Origin of the sequence: Peribacillus sp. FSL M8-0224, assembly GCF_038003055.1 — a bacterium.
In the GTDB taxonomy this organism is placed as follows: domain Bacteria; phylum Bacillota; class Bacilli; order Bacillales; family DSM-1321; genus Peribacillus; species Peribacillus frigoritolerans.
In genome coordinates this window covers 3,981,686-4,006,712 of record NZ_JBBOOJ010000001.1, presented here as the reverse complement: position 1 = coordinate 4,006,712, position 25,027 = coordinate 3,981,686, and the positions used below count along the sequence as shown (strand labels likewise).

Genomic DNA, 25,027 nt, shown 5'->3' with positions numbered 1-25,027 from the left:
GGATGTAAGGATTTCCACTCCAGGCACTCGCTTTCCGCGGGCGGTCTGGGAGCCTCCTCGGCTCTCGCCTGCGGGGTCTCCCTTGGCCACGCTTTTCCCGCAGGAGTCTCGTACCTTCCGTTCCAATCAACTGGAACTTCTAATATTCAAATCACTTTACAGTATAAATGTTAAGGTGACCTTATATTTCATTATTAGGTTCAAATTTGTTGCTTCCAGGAAGTTTTTTGATCTTATTCCAGGCTTCAATTGCTTCTGCACGACTTTTACCTTGATTTTCCGGATCAGCAAAGAAGTCACTAGTGAATTGATTGTATTCAATTGAGGTGCAATCTTTTTCTTGAATGTGGGGTCTTTCTTTCGTTCTTCTTCCTCATACCAAGCATCTACAACATCACGATACGTTTTCCCTGCGTTACTTTTAAAGTAGTTTTGAATATATGTTGAAAAATGAAATATAGGGATAACAGTCTTGAAAAAGGCTCTCACATCTTGACTACAACGATGGTTTTCTGTAATGACTGTATCAAGGCTTAAATGTACTTGAGGCTCAACCGTCCTATTGATTTTTGTTTTTCTAATAGGATTTTTTATCTCTCCTGACCGAAGAATTGTTTCAATTCTATCGGAAATTTCTATCTTTGAACCAGTAGAACTTATCCCGTTTTCCCTGCAAAACATTTGCAATTCCTCTTTCAACCAATAGAAATCTTTGAAACTTTCAATGCTAATATCTTTTGATAGATTAGGTCTCAAACAAAACACTTCCTTAAATTCTATTATATACCATTATAGAACGAATGTTCTTGTTATTCAAAACAACAATTTACGAAAACAGCCTTTAGAAACACAGTCGGCTCATCTTGAAACATGTTGAAGACTAGATTATTCTTCATGTTTTTATACTGTAACCCTTAATGGATGGAAGAAATTTGCGACACTCCTGCCGAGTAACTGGCTAGCCGAGACCCCGGCGACGTTTACGTCGAGGAGGCTTGGCAGACAGTCGGCGGAAAGGGAGCGGATTTCTGGAAATGACTGAAGGATTGTTAAGAAAAAACTGTAGGCTACTCTCGTCCTGAAACATCTTGAAGACTAGATTATTCTTCATGTTTTTATACTGTAACCCTTAATGGATGGAAGAAATATGCGACACTCCTGCCGAAAAACTGGCTAGCCGAGACCCCACAGACGCTTGCGTCGAGGAGGCTTGGCAGGCAGCCGGCGGAAAGGGAGCGGATTTCTGAAATCAGCAGGAACATTGGTTTAATAAATAAAACATATCACTTCTATTCTCTATTAAATAAGAACAAACTTTTCAACTCTGCTACTTTTCCGTTAAAAAGTCTTATATAAACTTTGATGGGAATTTAAAAGGAGGGATGAAAGTGAAAGTAGCATTACGGACATTAATGGAGCGATCAGTGAAAAAGATGGGCAAAGGGATGAATCCTGTTGTGAAGGCAGCAGCATTGGAAATGGTGGAACGTGCTTATAATGAAGGAATCACGGTACAGATAAGTGCAGGTTACCGCTCTTTGGAAGAACAAGCCAACCTTTATGGTCAAGGACGAGTTTACAGCTACAAAGGAAAAAACTATAGTAATCTAGCTAAACCGATTGTGACGAACGCTAAGCCAGGGCAATCCTATCATAATTATGGACTGGCTATTGACTTCTTCATTGTGAGTGATGATGGCAGGAGAGCGATATGGACAGTTAATTCAAAATGGCAGCGAGTGGCTGCCATAGGTAAGGGTTTAGGATTTAAATGGGGCGGGGATTGGAGTTCATTCAAGGATTACCCCCACTTGGAGATGACAGGCGGGTTATCTCATACACAGTTACAAGCAGGAAAAGAACCCCGCCTACCCTTCAAATTAGAAAAGAGGGAAATGCAGAAAACCGGCAAAGGAGATAATCCTATCATTTCGATTCAACAAACGTTAAATGGCCGATATGAAACGAATATTGAGTGTGATGGGTTTTATGGCCCCAAAACTCGAACGGCCCTTATAATAGGTTTACAAATAGAATTGAATAAGCAATTCAATAAAAAGCTTGTTGTCGATGGAAAATGGGGACCTAAAACGAAGAATGCTACCGTCACAATAAAAAAAGGAGCTAGCTGCAATATCACATGGATCCTGCAAGCAGCGTTATATATGGAAGGTTTTAACCCCGGTACTCTTGACGGAGAATTCGGGGGAAAAACCGAGGCGGCATTATTCAAATACCAGAAAGCAAGTAAGATTTCCGCTGATAAGCTTGCAGGCAAAGTAACATGGAATGAATTGTTTGCTTGATGGAAAATCCATACCGTTAGCAGAAAGTAAAGCTGTGCAAGAGCGCATCAACTACCTTTTCCTCATTACTTATACTTCCACTCAAATAGTAATGATGGATTGCAAAGTTCTTAATATTCCTTTGGAGTACGTACCTGTCGCTATTTTAGTATGAGCTTCCTTTGCTTCTTGAGTTGCATTCCCAACAAGGTAACCATGTTTAACACTTTTTAACATGAGCAGATCATTGCCGCTATCCCCGAAAGCAAAGGCATGCTCCCGACTCAGCCCGAATTTGTCTAGCATAAAACGGACAATCTCTTTTTTTCCAGTGCCTAATGGAATGAAGTCTATATCATAACTATCTTCAGGATCGCCGGCAAGGGGATTGCATCGATTGATATTTACCCCTATCCCATACTCTTTGGCCACCCTCTGGATGGTAGCTAAATTCTTCTTGTCGACGGATTCATGTTGTATTTGATAATAATAATTTCTTTTGTAGCGTGAACTTCCCATTTGAGTCTGAGGAATCAATGGTATATTGCCGTTAAGTAGAACATTATAAATTTCATCGACTTTCCCCTTATTAAATTCTTCGATATTAATCTGCGAATGCCAATCTGGATCACTTTCCAAAAAGTTATTTTCCGAGAAATAGGTGATTTCGGTGCCTAAGCCGCTGGCAATAAAATGCGGGAAAAACCTGAATCCACCTTGTTCCATTTTATGTAATATTGATTCGATACTACTCCCAGTGACCCAGCCAAAGACAAGTTCTTCATCCATGCTTTTTGCTTCTAAGTAATTTTCAAGCTCATATACATCTTCCTGTCTCTCGTGACTCATGGAGTGAGGATAATAGGTCTCATCGAAATCACAGAATACAATGTATTTTGGGTCTTCAACCTTTGGCAATAACTGAAACCCGCCCTTTTTATTCAAAAACATAACAATCCCTCCATTCGCTAAAATATAACTTTTTAAAAATACAACTCAGAGAAATTTTGTTAATATATTAGGAACGGTTTAATCATAACTTCTGAAATCGATAACATGTCAACCACTTATTACAAGGATGGGATTAAATGACGAGAATTAGCGAGATAGCCAAGATATGTAATGTCTCTAAAACAACGGTATCCAGAGTCTTAAATAATCATCCATATGTATCGAAAGAAAAAAGGGAACAAATCTTAAAGGTCATGGAAGAGCTTGATTATGCACCGAGTTCGCTAGCCCGGAATTTTAGGACAAATAAAACCCAAACCATTGCAATATCAGTCCCAAGTTTCGATCATCCATTCTTTGCCCAATTGGTTAAAGGAGTATCTCTAGCAGCATTGGAAAATGATTATAAGGTTCTTATTTTTCAAACCTTTTATGATTCGAAAAATGAATTGGATGTTATGGGGAAATTAAAGAATAGAGAAGTAGATGGGGTTATTTTAGGAGCGTTAGAAAATGAATGGAATGTAATCAAGCCTTATTTGAAATACGGCCCAATTTTACTGTGTAATGAATACCATCATTCCGCTTCTATACCGATTATCGGATATGACGAATTCGAAGCGACATACAAAGCTGTTAATCATTTAATAGAAAAAGGCCATAGGAAAATAGGTTTCTGCTACGATACTTCTTATAGTCAGGCCCAGGGTCAAAGAAAAGAGGGGTTTTTAAAAGCGTTAGCGGATCATGATTTACTGCATAATGACGATTGGATATTTGGACATGGATTTAGTATTGAAGATGGATTCCGTATTTGTGATGAAATAGTAAAATTAAAAGAAAAACCTACTGCCTTATTTACTGGAAATGACCAGGTAGCAGCAGGAATTATTAAAAAGGCAACTGCGTTGGGCTACAAAATACCGGAATGCCTAGCCATAGTTGGTTATGATAATCAATCTATTTGCCAAGTCACAACCCCTACCATAACCACAATCGATATACCGATTATGGAACTAGGGCAACGCACTGTAATAGAATTGATAAAATATTTAAATGAAGATTTGAAATTAAAGCGCGACATTATTAAATTACCTACAGAACTTAAAATCAGAGAATCGACCTAACCTTCATAAAGATATAAAAGCTCCATATTCAGTTCATTATCCTTTCAGACAGACACTAAAGAAATTCTAAGGGGTGTAATCCGCCCTGCCTCGGGAATAATTCTTCCTACCCCGGGAATAATCTGACCAACCCCCAGAATGATTCGACTTTCCCGGGAAATAATTCACCTAAACCCAACATAATTCGACTTACCACGGTATGATCCTTCCTGTACAAAAATCCGCTATTCATCTAAAGTATTCATTCTAGTTCCAGGCACCAATCATTGCATTTCATAAAGCTCCCTGGCGGGTATTCGAATTCACATTCGGAGATGAGATTGAAGCCGAGCTTGCGGCAAATTGCGTTAGATGCAGGATTAGTGATCGAAGGGAATGCGTGAATGTATTGGTAATTTCGTTCGGCTTTGATTTTCTCTATCAGTGCCTTCACGGCATGAGATGCGATTCCTTTTCCTTGAAAGGAAGGGAGGACGCTCCAACCGATTTCGTACACGAATTCATCGTTCCGCACTTTTTGCCAGTAGCCAACGGAACCGGCTGCCTTTGCCTCTGGAAACGGGATGATGCTAAACATGCATCCCTTATCACCAATCTGTAGATACCGCTGATGACGCTTCAGGATTTGTTCATTACTTTCTGGTCCGCCAAGATGTTCCATCATTTCTGGGGCATTTAGTTGAAATAGTAATGGAAGGTCTTTATCTTCCCACGGTTTAATTTCCAATCTAGTTTCCGAAATCCGACTCACCCCTGAATTTTATATTTTCTCTTATAATCTTCTTGGCTTAATGCGAGATTCCTTTATTTGACCTTATTATTCTATTACCTTTGTACTGAAGTTTGATTTAAATAAGAATAAAGAGATGAATGTTTCCCATTAAATGCTATAATTTACAGGTGATTCTATCAAATGACAGAGAACGGAGATGAAGAAATGAAATCTTCAGTAAATCAGTTTTCCACTCAATTTGAATGGATATTGAATGTGATCAATGTGGGTGTCCATATTGTGAATAAAGATGGGGATACGGTTTTTTACAATGAAATGATGGCGCATATCGACGGGCTGGATCGTGAGCAGGTGCTGGGGGAGAATATTTTTCAGCTTTATCCTTCATTGACTGATGAATCCAGTACGCTGCATGTAGCCTTGGAAAAAGGCAATGAAACGATTGAGTCCATTCAAACATATGTCAATTTAAAGGAGAAAAAAATAACGTCGATCAATAGTACGTATCCTTTGTATGAGGATGGTGAAATTATTGGGGCAGTGGAAATCGCAAAGGATATTACGAAGGTCATGAATATGTATGACCAAATTGTCGATTTGCGTTCCCAACTGGCCGAGACGCATAGGAAAAATAAGTTCTCTGAAGGGACGGCGACCTATCATTTTAGTGATTTGATCGGCAATAGCCCTGCTTTTAAGCAAGCGATTTCCTTGGCTAAAAAAGCGGCCCGTACACATTCCCCAGTCATGATTTATGGACCAACAGGGACAGGGAAGGAACTGATCGCGCAAAGTATACATAATGTAAGTGCTCAGCGAAATCAGCCTTTCATCGCGCAAAACTGTGCGGCCGTTCCAAAGGAATTGATGGAGGGGCTGCTGTTCGGCACGACGAAAGGGGCTTTTACCGGAGCGATGGATCGCATGGGCATTTTTGAGCAGGCAAATGGCGGTACTCTTTTCCTTGATGAGCTGAATAGCCTCGACCTCGGTCTGCAGGCAAAATTGCTGCGGGTGCTTCAGGAAGGTGAAGTGCGCCGTGTTGGAGGTTCGAAGGAGCAAAAGATTAATGTGAAAATCATTGCTGCGATGAACATTTCTCCGGAAGAGGCGTTGGAGCAGGGAATCATTCGTTCGGATTTGTTTTTTCGCCTCAATGTCGTAACGATCCAGATGCCTTCTCTTTCCGAGCGTAAAACGGATATTCCGGAAATCGTCAATCACTTTATTCAAAAATTCAACAAATCATTTTTTACGGAAGTGCGCGGAATCAGTCAAAAGGCGATGCAGCGGCTTCTTCAATATCCATGGCCCGGGAACATTCGTGAACTGGGACATGCCATCGAGTTAACCTTTAACGTCATGGACGCTGGGGAAGATATGATTGATGAACACCATCTTCCTGCTTATCTTTTCCCTTCAGGAAATTATGCTGCAGCAAATGCACAGAGCCAGCCTTCCCCATTGAAAAACAGGATTGATTTACCTGTCGTTCTTGAAGAAATGGAAAGGGAAATGATCATCAATATGTTCGAGAAATATAACGGGAATATCAGCAAAACGGCAGAAGCCCTCAATATTAAAAGGCAGGGACTGCAATATAAGTTAAACAAGTACGGCATTGAAAAAGTATATACGGCAGGGTCGAAGGAAACCAAGTGAATTCAGTTTTTTTTGGAAACGCTGTCACTGTCGTATCATGATGTAATCTAAAGAGACTTTCAGAATGTAGACAAGCTCGATGAAAATCGAGTTCGTCTACATTTTTTTGCTTGTACAAATTTGGACGTTGATTGGAACGTAGGGCACTCGCTTTCCGCGGGCGGTCCGCCATCGGCACACTCACGCCTGTGGGTCTCCCTTGGACTCGCTATTCCCGCAGGAGTCTCGAACACCCGCTCCAATCAACTATGTTTAAAAATTTGGATAGAACTCCTTTTGTCTACAAACTGGAGGGCTCTTGTGTAAAGAGAGCCTTCTTTTTTATTGCTGGCGCAAAGAATCTGGCTGCAAAAAATTATGCATAATGAAAAATATCTTGCGATTTTAAGCTCGGTTTACCCCCATTTGCTTATGATTTCCTTGTTATCAATGTTGGCATCATTCTTGCGAGAGTATATAGATAAGTTCTAATAATAAGGGGGCATTATTAATGAATTTGATGGGAATGGATGTAAAACATAAAGAATACCTAGGTGGACGCAGGCATTATAATGATATCGAATTATGGAAGGATGTAACGGAAGAGCAGTGGAATGATTGGATCTGGCAATTGACCAATACGATTAAATCACTGGATGATCTGAAAAAGGTCGTCAACTTGACACCGGAGGAAGAGGAAGGAGTCCGGATTTCGACTCAAACGATTCCGTTGAACATTACGCCTTATTATGCTTCTTTGATGAATCCCGATGACCCTCGCTGTCCGATTCGTTTACAGTCTGTACCGCTTTCGGCAGAAATGAACAAGACTAGATATGATTTGGAGGATCCGCTGCATGAGGATGAGGATTCCCCTGTTCCAGGATTGACGCATCGTTATCCGGATCGTGTTCTATTCCTTGTAACGAACCAATGCTCCATGTACTGCAGATATTGTACGCGACGCCGTTTTTCGGGTCAGGTTGGCATGGGTGTTCCCAAGAAACAGCTTGACGGGGCGATTGAATATATCCGGAACACTCCGGAAGTGAGGGACGTCCTGATCTCTGGCGGTGACGGCCTGTTGATCAATGATAAGATCCTTGAATACGTATTGAGTAACCTACGCGCCATCCCGCATGTGGAAATCATCCGGATCGGCACACGTGCACCGGTCGTTTTCCCGCAGAGGATTACGGAAAATTTATGTAATATTCTGAAAAAATACCATCCGGTTTGGTTGAATACGCATTTCAATCATTCACTTGAACTGACGGATGAAGCGAAAAAAGCATGTGATATGCTCTCGATGGCAGGGGTGCCGCTTGGTAATCAGGCAGTCATCCTCGCTGGTATCAACGATAGTGTCCATATCATGAAAAAGCTTATGCATGACTGTGTTAAAGCAAGGGTAAGACCTTATTACATTTATCAATGTGATCTATCTGAAGGGATTGGCCATTTCCGGGCGCCGGTTTCAAAAGGACTGGAAATCATTGAAGCGCTGCGCGGCCATACATCAGGATATGCAGTGCCAACCTTTGTGGTGGATGCTCCTGGCGGCGGCGGAAAGATTGCCTTGACTCCGAATTACCTCCTTTCGCAAAGTCCGGATAAAGTCGTTTTACGGAACTTTGAAGGAGTAATCACAAGCTATCCGGAGCCGAAGAACTATGTTGCCGGCAGTGCGGATGCTTACTTCGATGAAGTGTATGGTACTGCGGATAGGAAAGAAGCCGTCGGGATTTCTGCGCTCATGACGGATGAGAAATTCAACTTGGTGCCAGAGGGCCTTCGTCGTCTTGACAAGAGAAAAGCGTATGAAAGCACTGATGAACATGCTTCCTTGAAGGATCGCCGTGATAAACGGGATGAAATGAAGGAAAAATTAAGGTTGGCCCAAGAAAAAAAGAATGCCTTGGCCGCTAGCGGTTCGGTGAAATCTGATGGCAAGGAGGAATGAAGATGGACTGCTTATGGTGCAATACCCCAAACGTGGAAGAAAGCGAAAAGAAGGATTGTTACTGGATCATGCCTGACGGGAAACGCTCAATAAAAGTCCTTCAAGTTCCGGCCATAAACTGTCCTGAATGCGGAATCTATGTGTCTGATTCGATGAATCAAAAGGTTGATGAAGCCTTATCCATATATGATGTGAGTGAATATCCTGATGAGTTTACGTATGAACAGCTTCTTCAGGCACCTGTCAAAAAATTATTCAATTGGAAATAGAATGCCGGGAGAAGCGGATGATAGGCATCTCTTCTCCCGAATTCTTTAAATAAGGGGGATACATGATGCCTGTTCAAAAGCTGCCTTTTTTCACCCAAATGGAGACCGGGGATTGTTATACGATGGAGCTCTATCATGATCATGCCAATCAGCGCTTACGCATGGATGATTATCGGGGAAATATCAAAAAAGCGATCGATCGGGCCCTTGCCATCGCAAAGGAGCAGGGCTTTACAAAAGTGATACTTAAAGCAAGGAATGAAGATTTATCAGCAGCGTTGGGTCAGGGATTCATGCTGGAAGGAATATTAAGCAAGTATTTCAAAGGGAATGATGCCTATTGCATGGCCTTCTATTTAACGGATGAAAGGCGGACTAGCGACTTTTGGGCCAAGGAAGATATGGTCATCCAAGATGTAACCACAGTTCCTAGACCGATTGCATCCCAGCAAATCCCTGACGGTTATATCCTCCGGTCTGCTACGGAGAAAGATGCACAAGAGCTGGCGAAGCTATATGGTGCCATTTTTGAAACCTACCCTACACCGATGAATGATGAACGATATATCAAGAAAGTGATGGAGGAAGGGACGATCTTTAGTGTTATCGAATATGAAGGAACCATCGTGAGTGCTGCATCCGCTGAAGTGAATGAGATATATCATAATGCTGAGATAACGGACTGTGCAACAATTCCCCAGCATCGAAAGCATGGTTTCATGAAGGTGCTCATCTCCGCATTGGAACAAGAATTGTACAGGAAAAACATTTATTGCTCCTATTCATTGGCCCGTTCATTGTCAATGGGCATGAACGCCGTCTTTCATCAGCTTGGATATGAATATGGCGGCAGATTAACGAAGAACTGTAATATTTGGGATAAGTATGAGGATATGAATATTTGGGGTAAAGATTTATCCCTCAAGTAGGAGGATTTTTCTATGGCTAAATACACATGGGTTGATAAAGAAACGTGCATTGCGTGCGGGGCGTGCGGTTCAACAGGTCCTGAGATTTATGACTATGACGATCAAGGGATCGCTTTCGTCATCCTGGACGATAATCAGGGAATTGCCGAAGTTCCTGAAATCCTGCATGATGACATGCAAGATGCCATGGAAGGCTGCCCTACGGAATCCATCCTGATTCAGGATGAGCCTTTTAGTCTTTTAAGAACGTAATAGATTAATAGATGATGTGTACGAATGTTAAAAGGAGAGATGAAATGGAACGAAATCATTTGATTAAGCCTACTTTAGATCAGGACTATCCCACTATCTCTCATGGGAATGGAATTTATCTTTATGATACAGATGGAAAACAGTATATAGACGGCTCATCAGGAGCGGTCACGGCAAGTATTGGACATGGTGTATTGGATATTGTCGAGGCCATGACGGAGCAGGCCCGCAAGGTTTCTTTTGCATATAGGTCTCATTTTACGAGTGGAGCCGCAGAGGCATTGGCCAAAAAGCTAAGTGAGCTGGCTCCAGGGGATCTGAATTGGTCATTTTTTGTGAACAGTGGATCGGAAGCGACCGAAACGGCAATGAAGATCGCGATTCAACATTGGCAAGAAAAAGGGTTTGAGCGAAAAAATCGTATAATCTCCAGGTGGACCAGTTATCACGGGATCACGATGGGCGCTTTATCGATGTCAGGCCATGTACCAAGAAGAAAACGTTTTGTGCCGCTATTGGAGGATTTTCCTAGCATATCTGCTCCTTATTGCTATCGCTGTCCTCATAATAATGAAACTTCAGGATGCAAGCTTAAGTGTGCAGATGAACTGGAGACAGCCATTCAAAGGGTCGGCTCCGAGAATATCGCAGCCTTCATCGCAGAACCGATAATCGGGGCATCCGCTGGTGCTGTAACACCGCCGGATGGCTACTATCAAAGGATTAAGGAAATCTGCGAAACCTATGACATTCTTTTTATCGCCGATGAGGTAATGACGGGAATCGGCAGGACAGGGAAAATGTTCGCAATGGAACACTGGGGAGTCACCCCGGATATCATCGCATTGGGTAAAGGAATGAGCGCCGGGTATACTCCAATCGCAGCCACGATGATTACTGACCGTGTCATGGAGCCGATTTTAAAAGGCTCGAAATCTATCATGGCTGGACACACATATAGTGCAAACCCTCTATCGGCAGCCATTTCATTGGAAGTGCTTTCCTACATTGAGCGCAATGACCTGGTTCGGGCAGCGGAAGAGAAAGGTCAATATCTGTTTAAGAAGCTGCAAGGCTTGGCTGAGAAATTCGACATCATCGGTGATGTTAGAGGGAAAGGGCTTCTCCTTGGACTTGAGTTTGTCTCAGATCGGGTGTCAAAAACGCCATTCGACTTGCAAATCGGCCTGACTCCAAGGCTTGTCAACAAGGCTTTTGCGAAGGGGTTGATAATCTATCCTGCTGCAGGTGCGATTGAAGGAATCGCTGGTGATGCGGTTATCATATCTCCGCCATTAATCATTACGAATGAAGAAATCGATCGCCTCGTCAAGATACTGGAAGCTTCCCTCGAAGAGTTGCAGCAAGAATTGCACGCGGAAGGTTTGATTGAAGACATGCAGGCTATTTAGGAGGAACGGTATGAAGCAGGTCAGTACGAAGAAAAACAAAATTGTGACCATGGAAGAAGCGCTGGAGCATATTTCCGATGGATGCACACTCATGTATGGCGGATTTGGCGGAGTGGGAACTCCTCCGACGCTTGTACAGGGTATCCTTGACAAGGGCGTTAAGGAATTGACCTTGATTGGCAATGATACTGGATTCCCTGATATCGGCATTGGCCGGCTTGTGACTGCTGAAAGGGCAAAGAAAGTGATCGCCTCGCATATCGGATCCAATCCTAATGCCGGCAAGCTCATGACTGAAGGTAAGCTGCAAGTCGAATTTTCACCGCAGGGTACATTAGCCGAACGGATTCGTGCCGGCGGTGTAGGCTTAGGCGGGATTTTTGTCGATGTCGGGATTGGTACGATAGCCGAAGAAGGCAAGGGCAAGATTGTGATAGAAGGAAAAGAATATTTGGTGGAAACCGCTTTGACGGCAGAGGTCAGCATCGTCCATGCCAAAAAGGCCGATTCACTTGGGAATTTAGTGTACGACAAGACTGCATGTAATTTCAATCCGCTGGTAGCGATGGCAGGGGCCTTCACGATTGCGGAAGTGGAGGAAATCGTTCCTGCAGGCGAATTGGATCCGGAATGTATTGCCACACCAGGCATTTATGTAGATATGGTGATTCCGACAAAAGGGGTGAATTGGAAATGGGCATGGCAGTAGATGTACGAAATCGCATCGCGAAACGCGCCGCCAAGGAAATCCATGACGGATTGATCGTCAATTTAGGCATCGGCATCCCTACCTTGGTGGCAGATCATATTCCTCAAGATATCCATGTGCTGTTCCATGCGGAAAATGGAGTTCTCGGTACGGGTCCAAGTCCTGATCCCGGAAAAGAAGATCCTGCCCTCTGTAATGCGGGAGGTTTCCCGATCACCACTGTAATGGGAGCTTCTTACTTTGACAGTGCAACGGCATTTGGGATGATCAGGAAAGGATACATCGACATCACCATCCTTGGGGCCCTGGAAGTCAGTGAAAAAGGGGATTTGGCGAATTGGATCGTCCCAGGAAAGCGGGTGCCGGGTATGGGCGGGGCAATGGAACTTGCCCAGAAAGCCAAAAAGGTGATCGTCCTGATGAATCACGTGAATAAGCAGGGTGAATCTAAGATATTGAAGACATGTACGCTGCCATTGACGGCAAGAAAGAGTGTGGATTTAATCATTACTGATATGGCTGTCATGGAAGTTACAGAAGAGGGATTGGTGCTTAAGGAAGTCATGGCGCCATATACCGTGGATGATGTGATAAGGAATACAGAGGCATCATTGAAAATCCATGCTGCCGTCAACATCATTGAATAGGTAAGAGGAGGAAAAAAGCTTGAATGAGGTTGTCATCGTTTCTGGAGCGCGAACTGCAGTTGGATCCTTTGGAAAATCACTCAGGAATGTTAAAGCTACCGAATTGGGCCGTCAAGTATTGGAAGGTTTAATGGAGAATTCCGGTTTGGGTAAAGAAAAAGTCAATGAAGTGATTTTCGGACACGGCTATGTCCACGGAGGCGGACTTAACTCGGCACGAATTTCGTCGCAGCTGGCATGTTTCCCACACAGTGTCCCAGGACACGTTGTAATCAAAGCATGTGGATCAGGTTTAAAGGCCATTACCAACGCCGCTTTAACTATCGCTGCTGGTCAAGAAGACGTCATTATTGCCGGCGGAGTGGAGAGCATGAGCAATGTGCCTTATATCGTGAAAAATAGATGGGGCGGTAAATTTGGAAACTTAACGATGGAGGATGCTCTGCTGGCAGATGGATTAATATGTTCCTTGGAAAATGACCATATGGGAATCACTGCCGAGCGCTTGGCTGAAAAATATGGTATCCGTCGTGAAGAACAGGATCAATTTGCTTATCAAAGCCACAAGAAGGCTTGGAAAGCTATAGAAGAGGGTCGCTTTAATAGAGAAATTATTTCGCTTAAAATCAAGGATCGAAAAGGGTTTCAAATCTTCAACCAAGACGAAGGGGTACGCGAGGACATTCATCTAGATCAACTAGCCAGTCTTCAGACAGTATTCAAAAATGAAGGAACCATTACGGCAGGAAATGCCTGTCCTATGAATGATGGGGCTGCAGCTGTACTTTTAATGTCCAAGCAGCAAGCAGAAGAAAAGGGATTAAAACCGCTCTTGAAAATAAAGGCTTTTGCCAGTGCAGGAGTTGAACCTGGAGTTATGGGGATTGGACCAGTACCCGCTACTCGAAAGGCATTGGAAAAAGCAGGTCTATCGTTAGGGGATATCGGACTGATTGAACTTAATGAAGCCTTTGCTGCCCAAGCACTTGCAGTGATCAAGGAGTTAGATTTGAATCCGGATATTGTCAATGTCAATGGGGGGGCAATTGCACTTGGTCACCCTGTAGGAGCAACAGGTGCAAAATTGACAGTCACACTGATGCATGAAATGTTGCGTTCACAAGTTAAGTACGGAATGGTAACGTTGTGTATGGCAGGCGGAATGGGACTTTCAGTAATCTATGAGAATATGTGTAATTAAGGAGGATAATCGTGCCGGATATACAAAAACGGATAAACCAATGGATCAAGGATCATCGGGAAGAAGGAACGAACCTATTGCAAAAAATGGTACAAGCCCCGAGTACACAAGGAAATGAAGCGGGGGCACAGGCCATCGTCGCCCAAAAGCTGCAGGAAATGGGTTTGCAGATCGATAGTTGGGAACCAGACGGCAGCGAGCTGAAAAAGCATTCTTATTTCTATTCTCCGCGCAGTGAATTTTCCAACAGCCCCAATGTGGTGGGTATCATGAAAGGGACTGGAGGCGGACGTTCCATCATCTTGAACGGACACATCGATGTCGTTCCGGACGGAGACCGAGATCAGTGGGACGACGACCCATATAGCGGAGCGATTAAGAATGGAAGAATGTTTGGACGCGGCGTAACCGATATGAAGGGTGGAAATGTATCGCTGATCCTGGCGATGCAGGCTTTGAAGGAAAATGGCATCCAATTAAAAGGAGATGTCATATTTCAAAGTGTAATTGAAGAAGAAAGCGGCGGTGCCGGAACATTAGCGGCTGTCCTTAGAGGGTATAAAGCCGATGCCGCCCTGATTCCTGAACCGACGAATATGAGGATCTTCCCGAAACAGCAGGGTTCGATGTGGTTCCGAATCCATGTTAAAGGCCGGTCAGCCCATGGAGGAACAAGGTATGAAGGCGTTAGTGCGATTGAAAAAAGCATGACTGTCATCAATCATATTCGTGCCTTAGAAGAAAAGCGAAATGCACGTATCAGTGATCCGCTCTATCAGAATACGCCCATTCCGATTCCAATCAATCTAGGTGTCATTGAAGGCGGTAATTGGCCGTCATCCGTTCCCGACCTTGTGAAAGTCGAAGGAAGGATGGGGGTTGCGCCGGAAGAAACGATGGAGCAGGCGAAAGACGAAATGGCTGCCTGGTTATTGCAGCTCGGGGAAGCGGACCAATGGTTCAAGGAAAACCCGCCCGTATTGGAATGGTTCGGGGCACGCTGGGTTCCAGGGTCAATTGATGTCGAGCACGAACTGATGAATGCACTTGTTCATCAATATCGGCAAGTTGCCGGACAGGACCCGGTCATTGAAGCCTCCCCATGGGGAACGGATGGGGGATTGCTGACACATGTCGGTGAAACGCCAGCTATCGTTTTCGGACCAGGAGTAACCGAGGTTGCCCACTATCCAAATGAATACATCCTGCTTGACAACGTGTTCTCCACAGCCGAAATCATTGCGCTTACTCTAATTCAATGGTGTGGAATGGAGACTGAGCAGGATGCGGTCACCCAATCCGGGACTAGGGAGACGATACTAGGAAATGGCAATTAAACTGGATGGCATCCCAGCAAGTGAAGCGAACGATTAAGTTTTTCACAAAGCGGTTGTTAAAAAACTCTTTTATTCTTGAACTTTTAACTTTAAAAGAAAATGAGGTAGGAACCTTATGGACATGAATCTCATTGATAATGAAGAACCGACAGTTAAAAGGAATCCCATTGATAATCAAGAACCGACAGTTAAAAGGCAACTGAAAGCAAGACATATGACCATGATTGCCATCGGCGGTTCAATAGGAACCGGATTATTCCTGGCGAGCGGGGCAACCATCCAGAGCGCAGGGCCCGGCGGTGCCCTCGCTGCCTATGCCTGCATTGGGATCATGGTTTATTTCCTGATGACGAGCTTAGGGGAAATGGCGACATATATGCCTGTGTCGGGATCCTTTTCCACCTATGCCACACGCTTTGTTGATCCCGCATTCGGCTTTGCACTTGGCTGGAATTATTGGTTTAACTGGGCAGTCACCCTTGCCGTGGAAATAGCTGCAGCAGCCATCATCATGAAATTCTGGCTCCCTGATGTACCCAGCCTGATTTGGAGTGCCTTATTTCTTGGAATCGTCTTCACCCTCAACGCCCTATCCATTAAAAGCTATGGTGAATCTGAATATTGGTTTGCACTAATAAAAGTCATTGCCATCATTTGCTTCATCATTATTGGTTTAATGACCATATTGGGGATTTTTGGCGGAAAGGTGATCGGATTTGAAAACTTCACCATGGATGAGGCACCATTCAAGGGAGGATTTTTATCGATCATCTCAATCTTTCTAATCGCGGGATTTTCTTTTCAAGGCACAGAACTGGTTGGTATTGCTGCCGGGGAAAGTGAAGAACCCGAAAAAAACGTTCCGAATGCAATCCGCCAAGTATTTTGGCGCATCCTATTATTTTACATCGGGGCCATCCTGATACTTGGTCTCTTAATACCGTATACAAGTCCAAGCTTGTTGAACGGAAATGTCGAAAACATTTCTGTAAGCCCTTTCACGCTTGTCTTTGAACGGGCAGGGCTGGCATTCGCGGCATCCGTCATGAATGCGGTCGTGTTAACTTCCTTACTGTCCGCCGGAAACTCAGGGCTATATGCATCAACGCGGATGTTATGGTCGATGGCAAAAGATCATCAAGCTCCCAAATTCCTGGCCAAAGTCAACCGCAGGGGGATCCCGATGAATGCCTTGATCATGACATCCTTAATTGGAGGATTCGCCTTCTTGACCTCCATTTTCGGAGACCATGTATTTACATGGCTATTGAACGCATCCGGGCTGACTGGCTTCATCGCCTGGATTGGAATCGCCATAAGCCATTATCGCTTTAGACGTGCCTATGTTGCGCAGGGTGGTGACCTAAACGAACTGAAATATAAAGCAAAATGGTTTCCATTCGGTCCGATTCTTTCATTCACCCTGTGCATGCTCGTCATAGCAGGACAGAACTATGGAGCATTCCTAAGCGGCAGCATCGACTGGTATGGTGTCGCAGTCTCCTATATCGGACTACCGATATTCCTGGCAGTCTGGTTAGGATACAAGATTTATCACAAGACCAAATTAATAGCATTAAAAGATTGTCAATTCGATAAATCAGATGTGGCTTGATACCAATGGAAAAAACCTGAGCTCCCCTTTGGGGACTCAGGTTTTTTTATGAAGATTTGTATCGAAATCGAAATATATCTTCGAAAATCGGAATATATCTGCGAAAATAGGATTATATCTGCGAAAATAGAAATATATCTTCGAAAATCGGAATATATCTGCGAAAAACGGAATATATCTGCGGAAATCGAATTATATCTGCGAAACGGCATTTATCTCATCTTAAATCATTTTTTAAAGCTGAATAATTGGGGAAGTGGTGCAATATTATGCTATGTACGATTATACTGTGGATGAAAGGAAACTGATGATGAAAGAGGCGTTTCGCGGTTCTGGAATTGGAGTCATTTTCATGGCGGTCTTCGGAACACTGTGGGCGGGTACCGGTGTAATGGGATTGCAGGGGTGGGGGTTTCCCTACGTGGAACTCGCAGTCATATTCGTGGGAATCATCATGGTTATCGTTGGCATTTCATTAATACATGCATCACAAAAAATGTCCAATCAAGTTTCAGATGATGGGGCAAGACGTCTTAAGCGTATCGGATTTTTGTTTAATATGGTCTTCATTGCCGAAGGTTTGCTGATCGGGATTGCCATTGCCATCTGTAACTTGATCAATCAGACCGATCTTATACCGGGAGTCATTGCCATTATTGTAGGGATTCATTTTTTACCATTGGCGTCACTTTTCCAAATCAAGGTTTATTATGCAACAGGTGTGCTTCTCTGTTTATTGGCGCTTATTACATGGCTGATAGTGCCAGACACCGTCATGCTTGGGGAGTATCAAATCCTTGCACCGTTATCATTGCTCGGCTTTGGATGCGCGCTAATACTCTGGACCACTGGACTTACGCTATGGCTTGGAATAAAGAATTCAAGTCGAACGATAGCCGATGAAGAATGAATCAATGAAAAAACCCGTCATGGCGAACGGGTTTTTTCATTTGATTTTTCATCCAGGTCAAGAGCCTGACAATTTGAAATGGTTCATTCCAAACGAGAATGAAACTTAAAAGAAAGAATGCAGCCACAGCCAAAAATTTCGACATTCCTCTTTCATTTTTATACATGGCCCCTAAGCTGCATAACATACCAATTAGCAACGCACCGAATCCTGAAATCATAAGCAGCTCGGACGCTTTTGAAAAAGCAAGGGAACAGCAAAATGATAGGATACCAATCACTGCAAATGCGATTGACCAATTGCTTAAACGTTTCATAGAGACTCCTTTTTTACTAATTATACCAATTTGGTGTTAGTAATGGAATGAAAAAAATTGAGGTTGTCACTTATGGGAATATATTGTAATATATATAACAATATAAAATTTTAGAAGCATTGATAAGGACATGAATCATTTTTACGGTCTGCAGAGAGGGAAGGGCAGCTGCGAACTTCCTGGCTTAGGAAACTGATTTACCGCCTTTGAGCCATATCGGTGAACAAGAGTAACTGATATCGTCTAAGCTGCGTTACAGCTCTAGAGCCATGAGTATTTTTTGCTTATGGGAAATTGGGTGGAATCACGGGTAAACGCACTCGTCCCTTACATAGGGATGGGTGCGTTTTTTATTATTATAATTATTGCCATGATAAGGACATGAATCATTTTTACGGTCTGCAGAGAGGGAAGGATAGCTGCGAACTTCCTGGCTTAGGAAATTGATTTACCGCCTTTGAGCTATATCGGTGAACAAGAGTAACTGATATCGTCTAAGCTGCGTTACAAGCTCCAGAGCCATGAGTGTTTTTTGCTTATGGGAAATTGGGTGGAACCACGGGTAAGCGCACTCGTCCCTTGCATAGGGATGTGTGCGTTTTTTTCTATATAAAAATATGGCGATGATAAGGACATGAATCATTTTTACGGTCTGCAGAGAGGGAAGGGCAGCTGCGAACTTCCTGGCTTAGGAAACTGATTTACCGCCTTTGAGCTATATCGGTGAACAAAAAGTAACTGATATCGTCTAAGCTGCGTTACAAGCTCCAGAGCCATGAGTGTTTTTTGCTTATGGGAAATTGGGTGGAACCACGGGTAAACGCACTCGTCCCTTGCATAGGGATGTGTGCGTTTTTTTATTATTAAAAAGGGGTGTTTATGTGATGGGTGAAAAAATGATTAAAGTACAATTCCCGGATGGGCAGCAAAAGGAGTATCCGCAAGGGATCACAGTGGAAAGTGTGGCAAGCTCAATCAGCTCAAGTTTAAGGAAAAAGGCAGTAGCTGGAAAACTGGATAAGCAACTGGTTGATCTAAGTCACATGCTTAATAAAGATGGCGAACTGTCGATCTTGACTCTCGATTCGGATGAAGGATTACAAGTATTACGGCATACAGCGGCGCATGTTTTGGCACAGGCTGTAAAAAGATTATACAAAAATGTGGAATTAGGGATGGGACCAGTCGTGGAAGACGGTTTTTACTATGACTTTAAGTTAGACCATCCTTTGAGCTCAGAAGATCTGCAAGCCATTGAAAAAGAGATGGAACATATCATAAGTGAAAATCTGGAAATTAAAAGGATCGAAGTGACATATGAAGAAGCTGTGAAGTTATTCGAGGGCAGAGGGGAGTCATTCAAGTTGGATATAGCCAAGAACATCCCCAATGGTGAAAAATTAACGCTCTATCAACAGGGGGAATTCATCGATCTTTGCAGAGGGCCGCACCTTCCATCCACATCATTTGTAAAATCATTCAGATTGACTCGTGTATCTGGTGCCTATTGGCGGGGAGACAATCAAAATGAAGTTCTCCAAAGGGTGTATGGCGTGGCTTTTCGAAAGAATAAGGATTTACAGGATCATTTTAAATTCCTGGAAGAAGCGGCCAAACGCGATCACCGTAAATTAGGGAAGCAGTTGGAGTTATTCATGTTTTCGGAGGAAGCCCCTGGAATGCCATTTTATTTACCGAAAGGACAAATCGTTAGAAATGAATTGGAGAAGTTCTCGCGGGAGCTTCAGACTGAAGCTGATTACGACGAAGTTCGGACTCCTTTCATGATGAACCAGCGGTTATGGGAACAATCGGGCCACTGGGATCATTATCACGAGAATATGTACTTCACTGAGGTGGATCAAACAAAATTCGCGATGAAGCCAATGAACTGTCCGGGTCATATGCTTATATTCAAAAACAGTCTTTATTCTTACAGGGATTTACCCATCCGGATGGCCGAATTCGGTCAAGTCCACCGGCATGAATATAGCGGTGCATTGAACGGGATGCTGCGTGTCCGTACATTTTGTCAGGATGATGCCCACATCTATGTACGGCAGGATCAAATCGAAAGTGAAATTAAACAAGTGTTTCATCTGATCGATAAGGTGTATCGCACTTTTGGATTCGAGTATTCCGTGGAGCTCTCGACTCGTCCGGAGGATTCAATGGGCGATGAATCCCTTTGGGAAGCTTCTGAAACAGCCCTGAAAAATGTTCTGGAAAGCATCGGGATACAATATCAAGTAAATGAAGGGGACGGGGCATTTTATGGACCAAAAATTGATTTTCATATTAAAGATGCATTAAAACGAAGCCACCAATGTGCAACAATCCAACTTGATTTTCAAATGCCCGACAAATTTGATCTGACTTATATCGATGAAAATAATGAAAAAGTCCGTCCGGTCGTCATTCATCGTGCCATCTTTGGATCGATCGATCGATTTTTTGGAATCCTGATAGAACATTTTGCCGGTGCTTTTCCAGTATGGCTCGCCCCGGTGCAAGTACAGATCATCCCTGTCTCACAAGTTCATCTGGATTATTGTTTACAGGTTCAAAAAGCACTGAAGAATCAAGGCATAAGAGTGAAAATCGATGATCGGAATGAAAAGCTGGGGTATAAAGTCAGGGAAGCACAAATGGGGAAAATCCCATATATGCTGGTCCTTGGAGATAAAGAAGAAAAAGAAAATGAAGTAAATGTCCGTAAATACGGGGAACAAGAATTTGAAAATGTCACAATAGAAACGTTCATCAAGAATATGGTCCAGCAAATAAAAGAACGCAGCATCTAACAGGAAAGCAGCTTAAATTGGAATTCACGAGTAAAAGCGAGAAACTCACGAGTAAAAGCACGTAATTCACGAGTAAATGGAATAAGAAAAGACAGCCGAATAAATCGGCTGTTTCTTTTTATCTACAAATCCATACCCAGCCAACACCAGGAATGAACTGCTGAAAACAGTTACCCCCCGGGCCGCCTTGACCGCCGCCACCGACAGGGCAGGTTAACCTTATTGTAATCCAACTATATCTATATGATGTACCTCATTTGGTATGCCGCCTTCGAGTATCTGTACCATTCCAGTTAGTATTATTTATCCCCATTAAAATAAAGGTGTGCTGGGTGTTACCCCAAAAACCTCTGAAGCAATGACCTTGCCGGCCTGCGTTTAAATGGCTCTAAATAGTGGCTACTGGAACCAGTGTTTGTACTGGCAGTCTGTCATCATAATAAGGCAAATTAGCATAAGAATTATCGTAATAATATGGAACATTATAAGAGTAATAGCCGTCATTCAAGAAATCCTCCCTTTGTGTTTACCCTTTCAGGACATGAACAATGAGGGATAATAAAATAGGCGGCCTATTTTATATAAAAGAAATTTATTCGAATTCACGAGTTAATGCTCAACTTCTTATGTAAATAAAACCTTGGCTGCCTGGATGGCAAAGTATAGGCCGATTCCTATAAGGGATATCCCCGAAATGATCGAGATGCCCATTAGAATGGGTTTGGATAAAAAGCGTCTGAAGGTGCTGGCGATGATGGCCATTACGAAATCCCAGGTTAAGAGGCCGACAAGGATTCCTGAGCTGTATAAAAGTAAATCATCCATATCATATTTTGAAGCGGAGTTTGCGAGAATGGAGCCGTAAATCCCCAGCCAAAACAAAATGGATAAAGGATTCGAAAGGGACATGATGAATCCTGTCAGGAATGAAGAAAAAAGGGAATCTTTCGCTTTTCGTGCATTCACTTCAATCTTCCCTGCACTTAGCAGGCTTTCGATTCCGGTATAGGTCAGGACGAAAAATCCAAAAAGCCATAAAAATGTCTTCATGAAGGAGTTGTCCAAAAAGTGGACGACACCGAAAAAGACGAGGGCTATAAAAACAAAATCCGCTAAAATGGCACCCCAGCCAAATACCCAGGCATGCCAAAAACCCTTCTTGATTCCTTTGTCCAATTGAGCAGCGTTTATGGGACCGATAGGAGCCGCCAGTGATAAACCTAATAATACAAAGCTGAAAAAAACACCCAATTCATCACCTCATCGTTTATACATCTTCGCTTATTTGAATGTATTCAAACATTTGGACTTGTACCACCTTTTTAGTCCTATTTTTTAAGTTTAGTCCGCCTTGTCTGACCTGGTGTTTTTGTAACAACATAGAAAACTCCTTCATAATGTAATTTAGTCAAATGGAAAGAAGCCAATTTTAGTGCATGCGCTATTCAAAGCGGAATTGGAGGAGAATTATGCCTGAATTATCAATGCCGAATAAATATAAAACAATTCTTGATATCATGCATACTGATATTGCAATAAATGAAATGAAGGATCATTTTGAAGAAGGACTTTCAAATGCGTTAAACCTTATTAAAGTATCAGCCCCTTTCGTTTTACATGAAGGTAATGGCATCAATGACAATTTAAATGGTGTGGAGCGGATTCTTACCTTTGATGCTCTGGATATTAAGAATAAACATATAGAAGTGGTTCAATCTTTGGCAAAGTGGAAAAGAATCACTCTTTCAAGGTATGGTTTGGCTTGTGATGAAGGCATTTACACAAATATGAATGCAATAAGACGTGATGAAAAACTGGATCATTTACACTCGTTATTTGTGGATCAATGGGACTGGGAGAAAGTCATAACGAAAGAACAACGTAACGTGGATACATTAATATCCGAAGTGAAAAAAATATATGGTGCCATTAAATCGACCGAACGTTATATGTTTGAATTCCATCATCTGCTTACGCCTGTGTTACCTGAGGACATTCACTTCATTACGACCCAGGAGTTGGAGCATTTATACCCGGATCTTACTCCGAAGGAAAGAGAGAACGTGGCAGCGAAGAAATATGGTGCAATTTTCATTATGAAAATTGGCGGAGCGTTACAATCGGGGGAAAAGCATGATGGACGTTCACCGGATTATGATGATTGGGATCTAAATGGAGATATCGTTTTATGGAACCCACTCTTGGAATGTGCTTTTGAGGTTTCTTCAATGGGCATTCGAGTAGATGAAAAGTCATTGTTAAAACAATTAAGATTATCCAAAAACGAAAATCGTAAGGTGCTGGATTATCATAAGGCCGTATTGGAAGGAAAGCTTCCGTATTCAATAGGCGGGGGAATAGGGCAATCCAGATTATGCATGTTTTTGTTGAAGAAAGCACATATTGGCGAGGTTCAGGTTTCGGTATGGAATGACCAAATAATAGAGGAATGTGAAAAAAGGAATATTATTCTTTTATAAAGACGAAAGAACTCAAACCATTCTTAAACAGAATGGTTTTTTTGTTTTAAAGGGAATAGGGGTAATTTTGGGAGAAGCGTAACTGAATAAATGTTTCTGCACTATAACATAATAATTTAAGACATCTAATATATGATGCAAAACAAATGGGTTTCACAAATGGTTACCTTTTATGCAATAAGTTGCTTTTATAATGGATGAGGAGTGTAAGTATGGAAGGTCATGAGAAGCAAAATAAAGATGTAAGCGTGTGGTGCTTGATCAGTATGGCATCGATTCCATTGGTTATGACACTTGGAAATTCAATGCTTATCCCGGTTTTGCCCATTTTCGAGGAAAAGGTGGGGATATCTTCATTTCAATCAAGTATGGTGATAACAAGCTATTCCGTTGCATCCATCTTTTTAATTCCCATTGCTGGTTATTTATCAGATCGATTCGGACGGAAAATGGTCATTCTGCCAAGCTTGATCCTAGCCCTTATCGGTGGTTTGATAGCTGGTTATGCGTCATGGAAAATGGAAAATCCCTATACATGGATCATCATTGGCAGGGTATTGCAAGGGATTGGGGCGTCTGGGGCCTCGCCCATCATTTTGCCTTTGGTGGGGGATTTATACAAAGATGATGATGAAAAAACGAGTTCTTGTTTGGGAATCATAGAAACCTCGAATACGTTTGGGAAAGTGCTAAGTCCAATATTAGGTTCCCTGTTTGCTGCATTTATCTGGTTTTTACCATTCTTCTCGATTTCATTCTTCAGTTTAATATCTATTGTTTTGGTCTTTTTCTTTATAAAGGTACCAAAGGAGAAGGATGAGCCGAAAAAATTCAAGGATTTCTGGCATGATACGAAAAAAATATTCAAGAAGGAAGGGAAATGGTTATATACGGTTTTCCTGATTGGTGTCTTTGTCATGTTGGTTTTGTTCGGTGTTCTTTTCTTTTTGTCTGATAATCTGGAAAAAATCCATGATTTGCATGGAATCAAAAAAGGTTTAGTGATAGCGATCCCGCTATTTTTTCTTTGCGTATCTTCTTATGTTGCAGGGAAAAAAATTAAGGGGGAATTACCAATCATGAAAAAGATCATCATGATCAGTTTAGCTGTCCTTTCAATCAGCCTTGTATTTGTCGGTTTTACTAAAAACAGGGTCGTCCTTCTATTGGTAATAACAAGCTTGGTGGGCATAGCAATTGGTGCTTTATTGCCGACACTCGACGCAATCATCACTCAAAATATAGAAAAGGAACAGCGGGGGACGATAACCTCCTTCTACATGTCATCAAGGTTCATCGGCGTTGCGGCAGGCCCTCCGGTCATGTCCCTTGTCATGAAAAATCATATCAATATGACCTATATCATTTCTGGGATCATTGGTATAGGCATCGTATTGATTGTTATGAAATTCATTAGTTCAGACAAAAAAGAAGCTGCTGCCTAAT

21 protein-coding genes, 1 pseudogene and 3 other annotated features are annotated in these 25,027 nt (G+C 42.6%); of the genes and pseudogenes, 17 read left to right on the top strand and 5 right to left on the bottom strand.

All coding sequences use genetic code 11. The annotated features are described in order from the left end of the window. Nucleotides 1-181: 181 nt before the first annotated feature. Nucleotides 182-756, bottom strand: a pseudogene (locus MKX49_RS19270) (DUF6434 domain-containing protein). A 632-nt stretch (nt 757-1,388) separates the two neighbouring features. Between MKX49_RS19270 and MKX49_RS19265 the strand changes: the two are divergent. Further along, complete coding sequence (locus MKX49_RS19265) at nt 1,389-2,306, top strand: M15 family metallopeptidase (RefSeq protein ID WP_445670135.1); 918 nt, start codon at nt 1,389-1,391, stop codon at nt 2,304-2,306. 81 nt (nt 2,307-2,387) lie between these two features. Here MKX49_RS19265 and MKX49_RS19260 read toward each other — a convergent pair whose 3' ends face one another. Further along, on the bottom strand, nt 2,388-3,236 hold the full coding sequence (locus MKX49_RS19260) for an HAD-IIB family hydrolase (RefSeq protein WP_340877378.1): 849 nt from the start codon (nt 3,234-3,236) through the stop codon (nt 2,388-2,390). A gap of 137 nt (nt 3,237-3,373) precedes the next feature. Here MKX49_RS19260 and MKX49_RS19255 point away from each other — a divergent pair, with 137 nt between their 5' ends. Next, a complete protein-coding gene (locus MKX49_RS19255) occupies nt 3,374-4,363 on the top strand; it encodes a LacI family DNA-binding transcriptional regulator (protein ID WP_340877377.1) in 990 nt (329 codons plus the stop codon). 241 nt (nt 4,364-4,604) lie between these two features. Here the strand turns inward: MKX49_RS19255 and MKX49_RS19250 are convergent, their stop codons facing one another. After that, nucleotides 4,605-5,090, bottom strand: coding sequence for a GNAT family N-acetyltransferase (locus MKX49_RS19250; protein WP_340877376.1), 486 nt, complete (start codon nt 5,088-5,090; stop codon nt 4,605-4,607). 186 nt (nt 5,091-5,276) lie between these two features. On the opposite strand from MKX49_RS19250, the gene MKX49_RS19245 reads away from it, so the two are divergent. The 12 genes from MKX49_RS19245 to MKX49_RS19190 all read left to right on the top strand — a co-directional run bounded on the left by MKX49_RS19245 (nt 5,277) and on the right by MKX49_RS19190 (nt 17,981). Further along, complete coding sequence (locus tag MKX49_RS19245) at nt 5,277-6,758, top strand: sigma-54 interaction domain-containing protein (protein WP_340877375.1); 1,482 nt, start codon at nt 5,277-5,279, stop codon at nt 6,756-6,758. Between the two features lie 505 nt (nt 6,759-7,263). Further along, nucleotides 7,264-8,700, top strand: coding sequence for a lysine 2,3-aminomutase (gene ablA / locus MKX49_RS19240; RefSeq protein WP_048688615.1), 1,437 nt, complete (start codon nt 7,264-7,266; stop codon nt 8,698-8,700). A 2-nt stretch (nt 8,701-8,702) separates the two neighbouring features. Continuing rightward, nucleotides 8,703-8,969, top strand: coding sequence for a YokU family protein (locus MKX49_RS19235; RefSeq protein WP_048688594.1), 267 nt, complete (start codon nt 8,703-8,705; stop codon nt 8,967-8,969). A gap of 65 nt (nt 8,970-9,034) precedes the next feature. After that, the gene (gene ablB, locus MKX49_RS19230) at nt 9,035-9,898 is read left to right on the top strand and encodes a putative beta-lysine N-acetyltransferase (protein ID WP_340877374.1); all 864 of its coding nucleotides are present in this window, start codon (nt 9,035-9,037) and stop codon (nt 9,896-9,898) included. A gap of 12 nt (nt 9,899-9,910) precedes the next feature. After that, nucleotides 9,911-10,150, top strand: a complete 240-nt coding sequence (locus tag MKX49_RS19225) for a ferredoxin (protein ID WP_063594590.1) — start codon at nt 9,911-9,913, stop codon at nt 10,148-10,150. Between the two features lie 44 nt (nt 10,151-10,194). Beyond that, nucleotides 10,195-11,562, top strand: a complete 1,368-nt coding sequence (locus tag MKX49_RS19220) for an aspartate aminotransferase family protein (RefSeq protein ID WP_048688598.1) — start codon at nt 10,195-10,197, stop codon at nt 11,560-11,562. Between the two features lie 10 nt (nt 11,563-11,572). Continuing rightward, complete coding sequence (locus MKX49_RS19215) at nt 11,573-12,271, top strand: CoA transferase subunit A (RefSeq protein WP_340877373.1); 699 nt, start codon at nt 11,573-11,575, stop codon at nt 12,269-12,271. Beyond that, entirely contained in the window at nt 12,256-12,918 is a 663-nt protein-coding gene (locus MKX49_RS19210; protein WP_340877371.1) for a 3-oxoacid CoA-transferase subunit B, read from the top strand. The genes MKX49_RS19215 and MKX49_RS19210 overlap by 16 nt, the downstream gene beginning before the upstream one ends. 19 nt (nt 12,919-12,937) lie before the next feature. Beyond that, complete coding sequence (locus MKX49_RS19205) at nt 12,938-14,119, top strand: thiolase family protein (protein ID WP_340877370.1); 1,182 nt, start codon at nt 12,938-12,940, stop codon at nt 14,117-14,119. An 11-nt stretch (nt 14,120-14,130) separates the two neighbouring features. Continuing rightward, nucleotides 14,131-15,456 carry a peptidase gene (locus MKX49_RS19200; RefSeq protein WP_340877369.1) on the top strand — a complete coding sequence of 442 codons (1,326 nt, stop codon included), beginning with the start codon at nt 14,131-14,133 and terminating at the stop codon, nt 15,454-15,456. Between the two features lie 121 nt (nt 15,457-15,577). Continuing rightward, nucleotides 15,578-17,071, top strand: coding sequence for an amino acid permease (locus tag MKX49_RS19195; RefSeq protein WP_340878576.1), 1,494 nt, complete (start codon nt 15,578-15,580; stop codon nt 17,069-17,071). Between the two features lie 259 nt (nt 17,072-17,330). Continuing rightward, the gene (locus tag MKX49_RS19190) at nt 17,331-17,981 is read left to right on the top strand and encodes a DUF7010 family protein (protein WP_340877368.1); all 651 of its coding nucleotides are present in this window, start codon (nt 17,331-17,333) and stop codon (nt 17,979-17,981) included. Between the two features lies 1 nt (nt 17,982). Here MKX49_RS19190 and MKX49_RS19185 read toward each other — a convergent pair whose 3' ends face one another. Next, nucleotides 17,983-18,297, bottom strand: coding sequence for a hypothetical protein (locus tag MKX49_RS19185; protein WP_340877367.1), 315 nt, complete (start codon nt 18,295-18,297; stop codon nt 17,983-17,985). Between the two features lie 110 nt (nt 18,298-18,407). Further along, nucleotides 18,408-18,628, top strand: a binding site (T-box leader). A gap of 30 nt (nt 18,629-18,658) precedes the next feature. Then, nucleotides 18,659-18,880, top strand: a binding site (T-box leader). Nucleotides 18,881-18,911: 31 nt separating this feature from the next. Continuing rightward, nucleotides 18,912-19,134, top strand: a binding site (T-box leader). A 59-nt stretch (nt 19,135-19,193) separates the two neighbouring features. Here MKX49_RS19185 and thrS point away from each other — a divergent pair. Next, complete coding sequence (gene thrS, locus MKX49_RS19180) at nt 19,194-21,101, top strand: threonine--tRNA ligase (RefSeq protein ID WP_445670171.1); 1,908 nt, start codon at nt 19,194-19,196, stop codon at nt 21,099-21,101. 624 nt (nt 21,102-21,725) lie between these two features. Here the strand turns inward: thrS and MKX49_RS19175 are convergent. Next, nucleotides 21,726-22,352 carry a LysE family transporter gene (locus tag MKX49_RS19175; RefSeq protein WP_340877364.1) on the bottom strand — a complete coding sequence of 209 codons (627 nt, stop codon included), beginning with the start codon at nt 22,350-22,352 and terminating at the stop codon, nt 21,726-21,728. Between the two features lie 233 nt (nt 22,353-22,585). On the opposite strand from MKX49_RS19175, the gene asnA reads away from it, so the two are divergent. Continuing rightward, nucleotides 22,586-23,581, top strand: a complete 996-nt coding sequence (gene asnA, locus MKX49_RS19170; RefSeq protein ID WP_340878575.1) for an aspartate--ammonia ligase — start codon at nt 22,586-22,588, stop codon at nt 23,579-23,581. A gap of 212 nt (nt 23,582-23,793) precedes the next feature. Continuing rightward, a complete protein-coding gene (locus MKX49_RS19165; RefSeq protein WP_034309678.1) occupies nt 23,794-25,026 on the top strand; it encodes an MFS transporter in 1,233 nt (410 codons plus the stop codon). Nucleotide 25,027: the final 1 nt, after the last annotated feature.